Annotated in this window: 15 protein-coding genes; 5 read left to right on the top strand and 10 right to left on the bottom strand. The window is 68.0% G+C overall.

The window, feature by feature from the left end; genetic code table 11:
• Positions 1 to 35 precede the first annotated feature (35 nt).
• Genes DU502_RS02865 through DU502_RS02850 form a run of 4 tightly spaced genes read right to left on the bottom strand, consistent with a single transcriptional unit; the run spans position 36 to position 4,118 of the window.
• Positions 36 to 221 carry a hypothetical protein gene (locus tag DU502_RS02865; RefSeq protein ID WP_121919874.1) on the bottom strand — a complete coding sequence of 62 codons (186 nt, stop codon included), beginning with the start codon at positions 219 to 221 and terminating at the stop codon, positions 36 to 38.
• The gene (locus DU502_RS02860; RefSeq protein WP_121919875.1) at positions 218 to 2,053 is read right to left on the bottom strand and encodes an aldehyde ferredoxin oxidoreductase family protein; all 1,836 of its coding nucleotides are present in this window, start codon (positions 2,051 to 2,053) and stop codon (positions 218 to 220) included. The genes DU502_RS02865 and DU502_RS02860 overlap by 4 nt, the downstream gene beginning before the upstream one ends.
• 25 nt (positions 2,054 to 2,078) lie before the next feature.
• Positions 2,079 to 3,830 (bottom strand): archaeosine synthase subunit alpha, encoded by a 1,752-nt coding sequence (arcS, locus tag DU502_RS02855; RefSeq protein WP_121919876.1) that lies wholly within the window; start codon positions 3,828 to 3,830, stop codon positions 2,079 to 2,081.
• 48 nt (positions 3,831 to 3,878) lie between these two features.
• On the bottom strand, positions 3,879 to 4,118 hold the full coding sequence (locus DU502_RS02850; protein ID WP_121919877.1) for a hypothetical protein: 240 nt from the start codon (positions 4,116 to 4,118) through the stop codon (positions 3,879 to 3,881).
• On the opposite strand from DU502_RS02850, the gene DU502_RS19175 reads away from it, so the two are divergent.
• Positions 4,009 to 4,404, top strand: coding sequence for a DUF7837 family putative zinc-binding protein (locus tag DU502_RS19175; protein WP_449271748.1), 396 nt, complete (start codon positions 4,009 to 4,011; stop codon positions 4,402 to 4,404). The genes DU502_RS02850 and DU502_RS19175 overlap by 110 nt on opposite strands.
• 123 nt (positions 4,405 to 4,527) lie before the next feature.
• Positions 4,528 to 4,989 (top strand): pyridoxamine 5'-phosphate oxidase family protein, encoded by a 462-nt coding sequence (locus DU502_RS02845; protein ID WP_121919879.1) that lies wholly within the window; start codon positions 4,528 to 4,530, stop codon positions 4,987 to 4,989.
• 105 nt (positions 4,990 to 5,094) lie between these two features.
• Here DU502_RS02845 and DU502_RS02840 read toward each other — a convergent pair whose 3' ends face one another.
• The 5 genes from DU502_RS02840 to DU502_RS02825 all read right to left on the bottom strand — a co-directional run bounded on the left by DU502_RS02840 (position 5,095) and on the right by DU502_RS02825 (position 9,867).
• Positions 5,095 to 5,289 (bottom strand): cold-shock protein, encoded by a 195-nt coding sequence (locus DU502_RS02840; protein ID WP_114450251.1) that lies wholly within the window; start codon positions 5,287 to 5,289, stop codon positions 5,095 to 5,097.
• Between the two features lie 68 nt (positions 5,290 to 5,357).
• On the bottom strand, positions 5,358 to 5,525 hold the full coding sequence (locus DU502_RS18085) for a hypothetical protein (RefSeq protein ID WP_166033610.1): 168 nt from the start codon (positions 5,523 to 5,525) through the stop codon (positions 5,358 to 5,360).
• A gap of 30 nt (positions 5,526 to 5,555) precedes the next feature.
• A complete protein-coding gene (gene tgtA, locus DU502_RS02835) occupies positions 5,556 to 7,049 on the bottom strand; it encodes a tRNA guanosine(15) transglycosylase TgtA (RefSeq protein ID WP_121919880.1) in 1,494 nt (497 codons plus the stop codon).
• A gap of 43 nt (positions 7,050 to 7,092) precedes the next feature.
• On the bottom strand, positions 7,093 to 7,929 hold the full coding sequence (locus tag DU502_RS02830) for a CPBP family intramembrane glutamic endopeptidase (protein WP_121919881.1): 837 nt from the start codon (positions 7,927 to 7,929) through the stop codon (positions 7,093 to 7,095).
• 66 nt (positions 7,930 to 7,995) lie between these two features.
• Positions 7,996 to 9,867, bottom strand: coding sequence for a formate/nitrite transporter family protein (locus tag DU502_RS02825; RefSeq protein ID WP_121919882.1), 1,872 nt, complete (start codon positions 9,865 to 9,867; stop codon positions 7,996 to 7,998).
• 126 nt (positions 9,868 to 9,993) lie between these two features.
• On the opposite strand from DU502_RS02825, the gene pepF reads away from it, so the two are divergent.
• The 3 genes from pepF (at position 9,994) to DU502_RS02810 (ending at position 13,583) form a co-directional block, all read left to right on the top strand.
• Entirely contained in the window at positions 9,994 to 11,784 is a 1,791-nt protein-coding gene (gene pepF, locus DU502_RS02820; protein WP_121919883.1) for an oligoendopeptidase F, read from the top strand.
• Between the two features lie 136 nt (positions 11,785 to 11,920).
• The gene (gene pan2 / locus DU502_RS02815; protein ID WP_121919884.1) at positions 11,921 to 13,150 is read left to right on the top strand and encodes a proteasome-activating nucleotidase Pan2; all 1,230 of its coding nucleotides are present in this window, start codon (positions 11,921 to 11,923) and stop codon (positions 13,148 to 13,150) included.
• Between the two features lie 49 nt (positions 13,151 to 13,199).
• Positions 13,200 to 13,583 (top strand): DUF5811 family protein, encoded by a 384-nt coding sequence (locus tag DU502_RS02810; RefSeq protein WP_121919885.1) that lies wholly within the window; start codon positions 13,200 to 13,202, stop codon positions 13,581 to 13,583.
• On the opposite strand, the gene DU502_RS02805 is transcribed toward DU502_RS02810, so the two are convergent.
• Complete coding sequence (locus DU502_RS02805) at positions 13,564 to 13,794, bottom strand: hypothetical protein (protein WP_121919886.1); 231 nt, start codon at positions 13,792 to 13,794, stop codon at positions 13,564 to 13,566. The genes DU502_RS02810 and DU502_RS02805 overlap by 20 nt on opposite strands.
• Between the last annotated feature and the right edge of the window lie 136 nt (positions 13,795 to 13,930).

Below are 13,930 nucleotides of genomic sequence, written 5' to 3'. Positions count from 1 at the left end.
CCGCTCCGCGAGACCACCGGAATACGGCGAGCCACTCACCCCAGAAACTCGCGCAACTCCGCCGAACAGGACCGACAGAGCAGCACCCGGAGGTCGCCGTCGGCGTCGAGCAGATCGAGCGCACCGTAGACGTGGCCGGGGGCGATAGTCGCGCCACACCGGTAACAGTCGTGGGGGCGCGACGGGTTCGATCCGGTGCCGGTCGGATGGTCCTCGGTCACGAGCCGTGTCCGTGGCCGTACTCCTGCTCACAGCCGTCGTGTTCGACGGGGTCGACGGCCGGCGACGCGCCGAGCGGCGTCTCGTCGTCGATCAGGGCGGCGAGACCGAGGCGGTCGACCGTCGCTGGCGTGGGACGGCCGTCGGCCGCCCAGCCCCGCGCCGCGTAGTAGGCGTCGAGCATCGTCTCGAACGCCTCGCGGTCGACGGTGCGGCCGGCGGCCGGGCCGTCGGGCATCGGTTCCTCGAACACGTCCGGCAGCGAGTCGTCCGACCGGTCGAAGCCCTCGCGGACGTTGAACAGGCGGACGAGCGTCCAGACGCGTTCGCCGAGCGTCGCCAGCGACTCGCGGTCGTGGTCCAGCCCCACCGCCTGCAACCACTCGGCGCCGAGATCCTCCCACATGGTCTCGCCAGCGAAATCGTCGACGACGAGGCTCCAGAGCGTCGACCGGACGTTCTGGGCGCCGATGACCGTCGTGACGCGGTCGGCGTCGGTCCACTCGTCGCGGGCGAACGCCTCGCGCTCGACCGGCCGAGCGCGGCGGTGACACCCACCGCGGTCGCTCGTGGCGTACGCCAGTGCCATCCCCGCGGCGCCTCGGGGGTCGTAGGCGGGGAGTTCCATCGACTTCACCGTCGGGACCGCCCCCGCGCCGTACCGGTCCTGCGCCGCGTCGACGCCGTCGGCCAGCGTGTCACCGAGGTCGGAGGACCGGGCGGCGATGGCCGCCAGTAACCGCTCGGCTGCGTCGGCGTCGCCGAACTCGAGGTCGGCGTCGATGGCGGCCACGTCGGTCGCCCGCATCGCCCACGCGACGGCGTTGCCGGCGCTGATCGCGTCCATCCCGAGCAGATCACAGGTCGCGCCGAGACGCGCCACGTCGTCGAAGTCGTCGATGCCGAGGCCGGCGCCGAGCGACATCAGCGTGCCGCCACGAGGGACGGACTCGCCGTCTTCGGTGTCGACGCGGAAACCGCCGGGGACGGCGTCGTCCTCGTTCTCCCGACCGGTGGCGGCCTCGCGCACCGCCTCGACGCCGATGTCGCCGGCGTCGTCGAACTGGCCGCCCTGCCAGCCCCGAGTGGAGAGGACGCCCACCTCGTTGGCGAAGTCGACGCTCTCGACCGTCTCGCCGGCGGCCTGCCAGCGGCCGGTGTCGTCGTCGCGGTAGGCGTCGTCGTACCGGTCGCGGAGGGCGGCGAGTTCCCCGGTCGGTTCCGGCGGGTCGCCGCGGACGGCGACGGCCTTCAGCCGTTTCGCACCCATCACCGCGCCGGCGCCGCCGCGACCGGCGTGGTGGTCGCCGCCGTCGGAGGCGATGGTGGCGTACGCTACTTCGTTCTCGCCGGCCGGCCCGATACAGGCGACGGCGCCGTCGAGGGCGGCGTCGACCTCGGCGGCGTCGGCGCCCCAGAGGTCGGTCGCGTCGTGGAGTCGTGCCTCGCCGTCGGCGACAGTGAGGCGAACGGGGTCGTCGGCCGCCCCCTCGATCAACAGGCCGAAGGCGTCGGGGAGGGCGCCGGCGAGGGCGTCGGCGAAGGAGCCGCCGCTGTAGGAGTCGAGGAAGGCGCCCGTCAGCGGCGACTTGGTGACGGCGGCGTAGCGCGACTCGGCGGGCAGGTAGCCCGAGAGCGGGCCGATGAAGAAAGCGAGGCGGTTGGCCGGGCCGAGCGGGTCGGTCCCCGCGTCGAGTTCCTCGTAGAGATAGCGGGCGCCGAGGCCCTTGCCGCCGAGGAAGTCGTGTCGCCAGTCCGCGGGGACGCGCTCGCGGGCGACAGTCCCTGCCGAGAGGTCGACCCGAATCACGTCGCGCCGGCCGGGCGATGGCATCGACACACGTAGTTGGGAAACGGTGTTAAGCGTTGTCCTCCACGTGACGCACCTCGACGGCGACGCCACGCGTACTGTCGCGCATCTCCGGGCCGCTCATCTCGGCGCGGCCGACGCCGAAGGCGACCGGTCCCTCGACGACCACCTCGTCGCCGGCGCGGATGTCCGCACTCGCGTCGACGACGCCCGGGGCGAGGACGCTCCCGTGGGGGACGAACGAATCGATCTCGACCCGCTTGGTCGGGGCGTCGCTCTCCGCCCAGTGGCGGGCGCCCGCGAGCGTAAAGGAGAGGACGCCGTACTGGGGCACCTGCGCCGCGAGTTGCGTCCCCGAACCGTCCCGCACCTGCAACTTGGGGTGGCGACTCGTCGTCTGCAAGTCGGGAAAGAGGTCGTCGCCCGCGCCGGGGCCGAACTGGTAGTCCGCGATGGCGCGGACCGTGTTGTGCTGGCGCTCCCGCTTCGAATACTTGAGTTCGCCCGCGAGGGCGTCGGAGAGGTTCGACAGCGACTCGGAGGTGGTGGGGTGGTCCTCGACGGTGAACTCGAAGGGGACGTCGACGTTCTCGGCCACACGCTCGCAGATGTCGCGGTAGCCCTCGCCGGGGACGTGTGCGATCACCCGCGGGTAGTCGTTGCGCTCCAGATACCGCTGGAGGACGCGCGCGACGAAGTCCTTCTCGCCTTCCGTCCAGTGACCGGTGACGACGGCGTCGTAGTGCTGGGCGGGGTAGGTACACTCCAGTTCCTGCGGGACGACACCGATAGGCGACGTGATGGAGGCGAGGTGGCCCCGGTAGTTGATGGCGCGGTGGAACTGCGCGTGGCTCTGGGAGTCGCTGTAGGGCTTGCGAGCCGAACACGGGACGAGGACGAGCGGATTCGAAAAGCGGTTGCGGTAGCGGGAGGTCACGCGGTCCGTGAAGCGCTGAATCTCCACCCGGCGGAGGGTGTCCTCGCTCGCGGCGCTGAGTTCCGTATCGCGGACGACGGGTGTCCGCTGCTCCAGATACCGGTACTCCCCATCGAACTCGCGGAACGTCGCGGTCAGCCAGTTCTCGTGACGGGCCTGCCCCTCCAGATAGTCGCGGAGGCGACCCCGACGGATGCGGGTCCGGACCGTCCCGAGCGCCGATTCGAGGGCCGCGACGTTGTGGGACACGCAGTCTTCGCGCGTGAACTCGGAAAGCGGTGGGTCGGAGGGGAACGCCTCGGGGAGTTCGTGGAGTTCGTCGAGGTGGTACTCGCCCTCGGTAGTGAGATAGATGCCCTGTCGGCCCTTCACGCGAGCGAGTTTGGTGTCGACCAGATCCACCCCGGCGGCGACGAGGGTGGCGACGTTGGCGGGCGTGGCGACGCCGGCGAGATAGAGCGCGGTGTCCGGCGGAACCGCCTCGCGGACGGCGATCACCTCGTCGCGGAAGGACTCGCCGTGACCGACGACACCCGTGGCGGTGGCGAGGACGTAGGCGTCACAGCCGTAGTTGCCGGCGGTCTGGCCGGTGACGACGCCGGCGCTAGGGTAGTCCACATTGGGGTAGTCGACGGCGAATGACTCCTGGACGGCCGGGTCGGTTCCGGTGGGGAAGGAGCGGTGCGGGAGGACCGTCAGTTCGGCCTCGCTCCCCTCGGGGAGGTCGCAGTCGGCGGCCCACAGGCTTCCGGTGTCGACGACGAAGTCGTCGGCGACGGCGGGCGTGATGACGGGGTCGCGCAGGCGAAGTTCGCCCACGCGGGCGGCCCCGTCCCGCGCGTGGACCTCGAAGTACTCGGTCATGCGTGGACGTGGCGGGGGGCGCGGAACTACGTTTCGTTCCGGCGGCGACTACATACTGCGCGATCCGACCTCGTCGCGGACGACGTAGTAGAGGATCCAGACGACGAGGCTGCCGAAGAAGGCGCCGAGCGCCCACGCGAGGGCGTGTCGACTCCCCCTCCCCTTCGCGTCCCGGTAGATGAGGAACGAAACGACGAGTGGGACGACGACGGAGAGGGCGAAGACGAACAGCATGATCAGAATCTCGGCGCCACCGGGCACGCCGACCTGCAGGACGGGTACGGGCATACCTCCGTGTTCCGAAGCGACTGACAAAAACGTTCACGGCCGTCAGTTTCACTTTCACTCCGGTTGGCGGTGGTATATGTGTCTGGCCGCGGTAGGAGCGGGTGGAGCGTGGGTCACACGCTTCGAAGACACGCTCCGATCCCCCATGTCATCGACGCTCGGCGACTGTCCGCGCTGCGATGCCCGAATTTCGACGGCACGGCTGCTGATCGAATACGATACGTCAGACGGACCGGCGGCGTACGCGGAGTGTCCCGGCTGCCGGGACGTTGTTCACCCCGCGTGAGACGGACGGTTGTAACTGTATACCGGCTGTCGCCGTCCCCGTAGTCGGCGACACCGGAGACGACTTACAACGATCCGTATAACCGGTCCGCGGCTTTTACTCACCCGCGCCCCAACGCGTCCCATGCCCACGTACACCGGCGAGTGGGACCGCACAGAGGTGGCGGCGTTCCTGGCCGACGCGACGGTGCCCGTTCGGCTAGCCTGCCGGACCCCCGCCGGCGGCCTCTGGATGCTCTCGCTGTGGTATCGCTTCGACGCCGACGCCGAGCGACTGGTCTGTGCCACCGCCGCCGAGGCGGACGTAGTCGAGTATCTCCGCGCCGACGACGAGGTCACGTTCGAAGTGTCGACCAACGACCCGCCCTACCGCGGCGTCCGCGGGAACGGGCAGGCGACCATCACGCCCGACGACGACAAGGCGGTCCTGCGGAGTCTGCTCGAACGCTACCTCGGCGGGACCGACTCCGCACTCGCCCGACGACTGCTCGCCCCCGAACGCGACGAGGTGGCGATTCGGATCGACCCCGCCCGACTGTACTCGTGGGATTTCACGGAGCGCATGCGAGAAGTGAGCGACGTCTGAGCGACCGGTGGCCAACGCGTGGCGTGAAGCGGGCGCTGAGAGCGTGAGTACACAAAACGAAGTTCTCGCCGACCGTCACCGCAACGCGGGGACGGAACGCGAGTATTAGTTACGAACGAGGTTCGTCGCGCGCGGACCCTTGGGGGAGTCCTCGATTTCGAAGTCGACGTCCTGCCCCTCTTCGAGGTCCGGACCGCCAACGTCCTCCATGTGGAAGAACACGTCGTCGTCCGCGTCGTCAGTCGAGATGAAACCGTAGCCGCCAGTGTCGTTGAAGAAGTCAACCTTACCGTTTGCCATTGCAAACAAATGTACACCCCGGTCACGGATAACCCTTCCGAGGGTCGTGGTACCACGACGGTGGCGAGTCACGGGATCGGCGGCCGAGTGTGGCCGTCGACCTTCCCGTACGGCCCGCTGCCACCGCCGTTCTCCCCCTCGTCGCCGCCGTCCTCACCGTCCTCCGGCCCGGTACAGCCAGCGAGGGGCATCGCCACAGCGGTCGCAGTCGCCGTCACGAAGTATCGGCGATTCATGTGTGATAGTTGGTACCACACACCAAAAAATCATGCTCCGTCGCGATCCGGCCGGGCGCCGAGTCGTTCGACGGTGACCGAGTCGGGCACCAGCGCGAGCGCCGAGTCGGGCCAGTCGTCGTGCGCGATGGTCACGTCGGTGTCGGGGTTGGCGTCGACGAGGGCGGCGACGCCGCGAGCGGCGGCCTCGCAGGCGGCCGCGTCGGTTCGGTCGGGGAGTTCCGCGGTGAACGGGTACGTCTCCGAGAGCGCGCGGGGAACGGGGCCGAAGGGGGGAAGGAGCCGCCACGCGGCGTCGAAGCGGTCGCCGGAAGGAGCGTTGCCCTCCGTCAGAAGCAGGCGGTCGGGGGCGTCGAGGCGGCCGATTCGGTCGTGGTGACGAACCACCTCGGGCCGGCGCGCGCTCTCGGTCGAGGTGTAGAAAAACGACCCTTTGGTGGCGGGGTCGTGACGCTCCAGTTGGCGGGCATGATCCAGCAGGGCGCGGTAGCCGTCGAGCATCGCGGGGTGGCTCCGGGCGCGCGTCTCCACGAGTTCGAGCAGGTTGCCCTCGCGGATCGCCCCCTTGATCCGGCGCAACTCGCCGTAGGAGACGTGGAGGTTGTGTTCGGCGAGGAGGCGTTCGCGTTCCTCGTCTCCCGCCGCGCGGATGTCGTCGGGGGTGTGGGACGTACAGATCGGACACTCGCAGGGGAAGTAGTCGAGGTCGTCGAGGTGTTTCGTCCCGCGGACGGTCAGGTAGCGGTCGTCGCGGGCGTAGATGGCGTAGGCGGCGGAGTCGAACAGATCACACCCCATCGCGACGGCGAGCGCGAACATCATGGGGTGGCCGGCGCCGAACAGGTGGACGGGGCAGTCGGCGCCGAGGCCACGCTTCGCGGCGGCGACCACGTCCACCACGTCGGCGTAGCGGTAGTCGTTCATCAGGGGGACGACGGCGCCGACGGGGAACACGTCCAGATCCGTGGCGTCGGCGTGGCGGGCGGCGTCCTCCCGGAGATCGAGGTGGGTCGACCCCTGCACCGGCGCGTTGACGAGCATCTCGCCGGTGTCGACGGCCTCGGCGTCCGCGAGCGCCTGCTCCGTGGTCGCCAGATCCGCTTCGGCCGTCTCGCGGGTGGCGTCGGGCGGCGTCGGCACGTCGACCGGCGTCCCAACGTCCGAGCCGATGGCGTGTTGGAACTCCAGAATCTCGCGGGTCGTCACGTCGATCTCGCCGTACTCGGCCAACTGGAAGGAGCCGGAGTCGGTGACGATGGCGCCGGAGAAATCGAGCATCTCGTGCAGGCCCTCGGCGAGTGCTCGCTCCCGGAGGTCGTCGGTGCTACGGATGATGTAGGAGTTGGTGATGAGGATCTCGGCACCGAACTCGGCTTCGAGGCGGGCGGGCGACACCGTCCGGATGTTGGGGTTGATGACCGGGAGGAGGGCCGGCGTCTCGACGGTCCGGTCGGCACGGGGGACGGTCAGTGCGCCGATCCGACCGAGGGCGTCGTCGTCCCGTACCTCGAAACAGTCGCGCATAGCCCCGCTTTCGGGGCCGCGGCGGTAAGGGTTCCGCTCCGGCTCAGACGGGGAGGGCGGCGAGGCCGTCGACGAGAAGCGCGAGGGTTTCGGCCCCCGCCCCCGGTCCACCTTCGGGGAACCCTCCCGACTCCGAGAGTCGGATGGCGAGGTACGCGAGGGCAAAGAGCGTCGCGTTGTACGCGCCGTGGACCAGCGCGGGGACGACGAGGTTGTCGGTGAACTCGTAGACGGCGCCGAAGACGAGTGCCGGGAAAAAGAGGATGGTGACGGTGACGAGGCGGCCGCCGGCGCCGCCGGTCAGGGCGACGTAGTGGACGGCGGCGAAGAGCGCGCTGGCGAGGACGACGCCGGGGACGCGGTCGAACGTCTCGCGCAACCGGTCCTGCACGATCCCCCGGAAGAGCAGTTCCTCGCCGGGACCGATGAGGAGGAAGGAGGCGGGGACGAGCCAGAGCAGGACGGACGGGTCGGCGCTGGCGAACTCCGAAACCTGATTCTCGCCGGCTGGCGCGCCGGTGACGCTGATGATGATCGCCCCGGTGATGGCGGCGACGAACGCGGCCGCGTACCCACCCACGGCGATCAGCAACTCGCGCACCGAGGGGACACGGAGGCCGACGCTCCCGATGGACCGCCCGCGCAGGCGGAGATAGACGAGAGCGACGCCGCCGAAGGCGAGCCCCTGAATCGACACGAGCGAGACGACGAGGAGGGTCAACGGCGAGGGATCGAAGCCGGCGATGGTCAACGAGAGTGAGAGACCGAGGACGAGGACGACGCCGGCACCGAGGCCGATGCCGGCGACGACGAGGACGACCACGAGCGCCCAGAGGTGAGCGAGCGTCGAGTCGTCGGTGGGGAGCGAGGACCGAACCATACCGAGTCGTGGGACGGGAAGGCCGAAAAGCTTCCCTCCGCGTTCGGGAATCGTCCCGAACGTGAGTCACTCGTCGGTCGCCTCGGCGACCTCGTGGCCGTCGGCCGCCTCGGCGCGGTCCCGAAACGCCCGTGCGGGATGCCGTTCGCGGGTCGGGGAGCCGAACAGCCGCTGGCGGATCGACCGTTCGGACGGCCGTTCCGCCAGCAACACCGAGCAGTCCACATCGTGGATCACGTCGAGGTGCAACGAATTCTGGACCAGTCGGGAGAGCAGGCCCTGTTCGGTCGCCCCGAGCATGAGCATCGTGCTGTCGGTGGCCGCGCGGGCGATTGCCGGTTCGAGGTCACCGGAGTCGACGGTGATCGTCGCGTCCGCCAAGTCGCGCTCGGCCGCCCAGTCCCGGAGGAACGCCTCGCCCGCACCTTCGTCGGCCTCGTCGGCGACGACGTGGAGTAACTCGATCTCCGCATTGGCGACCTGCCGAAGCGCACGGGCGACCTCCGCGTTCAGGTCGGAGTCGGGGCCGCCGGCGGTCGGGAGCAGGATCCGCGAGGGATCGAGTTCGCTGTCGTTGGCGACCAGGAAATCACAGGGCAGCCGGTTGGTCAGCTCAGCCAGCGGGCGCTCGGCACGAGCCGAACTCCACAGCCCTTCCCGCTCCCAGTCCATCACGACCAGATCGGGGCTCGTCCGCCGGGCGAGCGTGAAAATCTCCTCGAAGGAGCGCGGCGTGACCACGGTCGACGTGTCCAGCGTGATATCGTAGTTGCTGCCGATCCGGCGGGCGTCCTCCAGAAGTCGCTCGGACTCGTGTCTGATCCGGTCCTGCTGGCCGCTCTCGTCGTCCGTGGACCACCACCGTGGAGCCTGAACGACGTGGACGACGTGAACCGTTCCTTTCTCACGGCTGCTAGCCAGTTGGCAGGCCAGCCGAATCACGCCGGTCTCCATCCGGGGGTTGGCGATGGGCACCAGGATTCGGTAGGTTTCCGGATCGCGAACGATCTCCTCGACAGTGTCGATCACCGGGACGTACGAGCGACCAGCCAGCGAACCCACCAACCACTCCCGGAGCGAGAGCCGACGGACGTTCTGGAAGCGGTCGATCTCCAGGCGCCGGTCGGAGGTCTGGTAGTAGTTGACGATCGTCACCAGCACGATCCCGCCGAGCGTGTTGCCCAGCAGCACCGGCAATACGAACCCACCCAGCGCAGGCAACGGGTTGGCGCCGGTGACCAGCGCCAGATAGACCACCTCGGTGAAGGAGACGACGACGTGGAACAGGTTGCCCATGGGGATGGCGAGGAAGGCCAGATAGACGACGATCAGCCGGGAGATGGTGTCTCTGGCGGCGAAGTTGATCCAGACGACGCCGGCGACGATCAGCCCGGCGAAGGCGGCCTTGACGAACAGGGCGGAGGCGGGGGTGGCGATGCCCTTCTCCGCGAAGCCGATGGCCACCTGCGCGGTGGCGTCGTCGAACACGCCGCCGTAAGCCAGCGCCAGCGCCCCGAGCCCGCCGCCCAGGAAGTTGCCCGCGAGCACGATCAGCCAGTGTCGAAAGAGGGTGGGAACCGAGACCAGCCGCTCCAGCGTCAGCGCCACCGGCGGCAGCGTGTTCTCCGTGTACAGTTGGTAGCCGCCGATGATGATGTAGATGAACCCCAGCGGGTAGAGCAGGACGCCGACGAACTTGGTTTCGGTCGTCGCCGTCACCGAGGCGTACAGCAGGAAGGTGACGGTGATGGCGAAGCCAGCGGCCAGCGCGCTGAAGAACAGTTCGCGCGTCCCGGAGGTGACCTCGTGGTCGGCGTCGGCGACCACCCGCTGGTACACCTCGTCGGTGGAGAACTGGTCGGCGAGTACGTCGTCGTGGTGCCCCTCGTCGGGACCGGACTCGTCGGTAGCCGTGGGGTCGGAGTTCGGTCCGGCCATCTCGGTACGTACGCCGTTCCGGGGGAGCGGTAAGTAGTTTGGTGATCACATGGCGAAAGACCGTCCCGACACCGTTCGCGGAGCGGAGTACGAACCCTTACGGCGACCGCCATCCAACGCCCGCCGATGAGTTCGGTTCCCGAACGGAGCGACATCGACGCCGAGGACAAGTGGGATCTGGAGAGCATCTTCACCAGTGACGAGGACTGGGAGCAGGCCTTCGAAGACGTGCGCGAGCGCGTCGACGACCTCGAAGCCTACGAGGGGCGGGTGACGGAGAGCCCCGAGACGCTGCTCGAACTGCTCGAACTCCGCGAGGACCTGTTGCGCGACGTGGCGGTCGTGTCGACGTACGCCAACCTGCGGAGTAGCGAGGACACCCGCGATCAGGAGTATCAGGCCATGTCGGCGCGGGCGGAGTCGCTCGCGGCCGACGCCCGGAGCGCCGCGAGCTACGTCGAACCCGAACTGCAGGAACTCGACGAGTCGGAACTGGACGCGTTCGTCGACGCCGAACCCGGCCTCGCGGAGTACGAACACTACTTCGACGACGTGTTGCGCCAGAAACCCCACACGCGCTCGAAGGAGGTGGAGGAACTGCTGGCGGACCTCTCGGACGTGACCGACGCCGCGAGCGACGTGTACAACATGCTCTCGAACGCGGACATGGAGTTCCCGACCGTCGAGGACGCCGAGGGCGAGCCGGTCGAAATCTCGCTCGGCAACTTCACGAAACTCCAGAAGCGGCCGAACCGCGAGTTCCGGCGCGAAGTCCACGAGGCATTCTACGACCGGTGGGCGGACGTGCGCAACAGTGTCGGCACGTCGCTGAAAAAGAGCGTGACGGCGGACGTGAAACTCGCCCGGGCTCGCAACTACGACACCGCCCGCGAGGCGGCGCTGGACGGCCCGAACGTGCCGGTCGAGGTGTACGACACCCTGATCGAGACGGTCGAGGACAACCTCGACTACCTCCACCGCCACGCCGACCTCAAGGCCACGGCCCTCGGTGTCGACGACCTGCAGATGTGGGACCTCTACGCCTCGATGGCGGCGGGGGAGCCACCAGAGATCAGCTACGAGCAGGCGGTCGACTACGTCGTCGAGGCGGTCGAACCGCTCGGTACGGAGTATCAGGAACGGATGGCCGAGGGGCTGGATTCGCGGTGGGTCGACGTGTACGAGAACCGCGGCAAGCGCTCGGGCGCGTTCTCCGCGGGCACCTACGACACCCAGCCGTTCATCCTGATGAACTACCAGGACGACGTGGCGTCGATGTTCACGCTGGCGCACGAACTCGGGCACTCGATGCACTCGGAGTTGACCAACGAGGCCCAGCCGTGGCAGTACAGCAGTTACGACATCTTCGTCGCGGAGGTGGCGAGTACGGTCAACGAGACGCTGTTGACCCATCACCTGCTGGAGACGGTCGAGGACGAACGGCTCCGTCGGCACGTCCTCGACGAGTATCTCGAACGCTTCCGCTCGACGCTCTACCGGCAGACCATGTTCGCGGACTTCGAGTTGCAGATCCACGAAATCGTGGAGGACGGCGGCGCGCTCACACCAGACCGCTTCGACGACATTTACGGTGGCCTGAAAGAGCAGTACTACGAACCGGCGGTCGTCGACGACCGCATCGCCCGGGAGTGGATGCGGATTCCACACTTCTACTACGGCTACTACGTCTACCAGTACAGCACGGGCATCAGCGCGGCGACGGCCATCGTCGAGCGCATCCGCGAGGAGGGCGAGTCGGCGGCGGCGGACTACCGCGAGGCCCTGCAACTGGGCGGGAGCGAGTATCCCATGGACGTACTCAGGACGGCGGGCGTCGACATGACGACCGCCGGCCCCGTCGAGGACGCCCTCGACGTGTACGGGACGTATCTGGACGAGATGGCGGCGTTGCTCTGAGACGGAGGTGGCCGGAGTCGGCGTCAGACACCGCGGGTAGGACTCACTGCGTCGGGACGGTCACGACGGAAAGGGCCGTCGGGAGAGGGTGCGACCCAAAGGCACATTTATGCCCGCATCTTAGCAGGCACAACCAATGTCACGGAGTCCGTCGCTTCCGGACCGCCCGCGACTCGATCTCGATCCTGAGATGTCAGAGGCGGAGCGTCTCGACGCCATCCGCCAGCATTACGAGCGCATGGTCCGCGTCAACGAAGAACTCGCCGAACGCCTCGACGAAACCGACGAGCGTCGCGAGGAACTCATGGAGGAGGTCGACCACCTCAAGCGCCGCAACGAAGTCCTCAAAACCTCGTCGCTGTACGTCGCTACCGTCGAGGAAGTCACCGAGGAAGGCACGATCATCAAACAGCACGGCAACAATCAGGAAGTGCTGACCGAGCCGTCGCCGCGTATCCGCAAGGAACTCTCGGCGGGCGACCGCGTCGCCGTCAACGACTCCTTCGGCGTCCAGACCATCCTCGACGACGAGACCGACTCCCGGGCGCAGGCGATGGAGGTCGAGGAGTCCCCGTCGGTCACGTACGACGACATCGGGGGCATCGACGAACAGGTGCGCGAGGTGCGCGAGGCGGTCGAGGACCCGCTCCTGACCCCCGAACTGTTCGAGGAGGTGGGCGTCGAACCCCCGTCCGGCGTCCTCCTGCACGGCCCGCCGGGGACCGGGAAGACGATGCTCGCGAAAGCCGTCGCCAACGAGACCGACGCCACCTTCATCAAGATGGCCGGCTCCGAGTTGGTTCGGAAGTTCATCGGCGAGGGGTCGCGGCTCGTACGCGACCTGTTCGAACTCGCCTCGGAGCGCCAGCCAGCGGTCATCTTCATCGACGAAATCGACGCCGTCGCCGCCAAGCGGACGGACTCGAAGACTTCCGGCGACGCCGAGGTCCAGCGGACGATGATGCAACTGCTCTCGGAGATGGACGGCTTCGACGACCGCGGCGAGATCCGGATCATGGCCGCGACCAACCGCTTCGACATGCTGGACGAGGCGATCCTGCGTCCCGGCCGGTTCGACCGCCTCATCGAGGTGCCCAAACCCGACGGCGAGGGCCGGGCACAGATCCTCCGCATCCACACCCGGGATATGAACGTCGACGACGACGTAGACTTCGTGGAACTGGCGACGGATCTCGACGGCTACAGCGGGGCGGACCTCGCCTCGCTGGCGACGGAAGCCGGGATGTTCGCCATCCGCGACGGCCGCACCGAAGTGGGAATGCAGGACTTCCGCGACGCAAAGCAGAAGATCGAGGACAACGAGGACTCCGGCCCGGTGATGGCCTTCACCGACTACCAATATTAGGGCCTCCGACGGGTTTTTACGCGCGGTCCGCGTATCGATACCGACTCGGATGAATGGAAACACGCCGTACGGAGGCGCACCCGGAGTAACCGAAGCGGGACAGCCGTCGACGGATGTCGAACTTACGCAGGATCAGCGCCGGGCCCTCCGACAGGCCGTGGCGGGGATCGTTTCTCGAACCCGATCCTACCTGCCCGACAGCTACACCGTCGGATCGGAGCTATCCTACGGCTCCAACGGGCCGACCGCGACCGTCGCCGTCCGACCGCCAGCGGGCCACCCCGTCAGCGCGGGCTTCACGCCCGATCTCGACGATATCGAGACCGGACTGGCCGCCGACGAACGCGACGAAGTCGCACGCGGACTGGCCGCGAGTGCGGCCCTCCAGGTGATGGACGCCGTCGGCGACGGCGTCAAGCCGACCGCTCGGTAGCGGTCGTCGGCGCCGCCACCGTGATCGCATAGCAGAACAGGAACGCGGAGGGAAGGCTCCCGAGACCCATCGCAATCGTCACTGGGAGCGATGTGACGACCGACACGAACGCCCCGCAGAGCAACGACACCGGGAGGAGGGCGAGCAACAGGTCGTACCGGGTCGCCGTCGGCAGGCCGATACTGTCGCTACGGGTCGTTCGAACACTCATCGGTACTCACCTCGTTTGTTACTTGTCTATTTTTGGACTAAAAAGTTTCTCCGAGCGTCGTGACCACGTCGAGGCAACGTCTATGAAACCCGTTCGAAACCGCTGTGAATAATATGAGCCGAGGGACTGTCGGTGA

The organism is Haloplanus aerogenes (assembly GCF_003856835.1).
GTDB classification, from domain to species: domain Archaea; phylum Halobacteriota; class Halobacteria; order Halobacteriales; family Haloferacaceae; genus Haloplanus; species Haloplanus aerogenes.
This window is presented reverse-complemented; position numbering and strand designations above follow the sequence as displayed.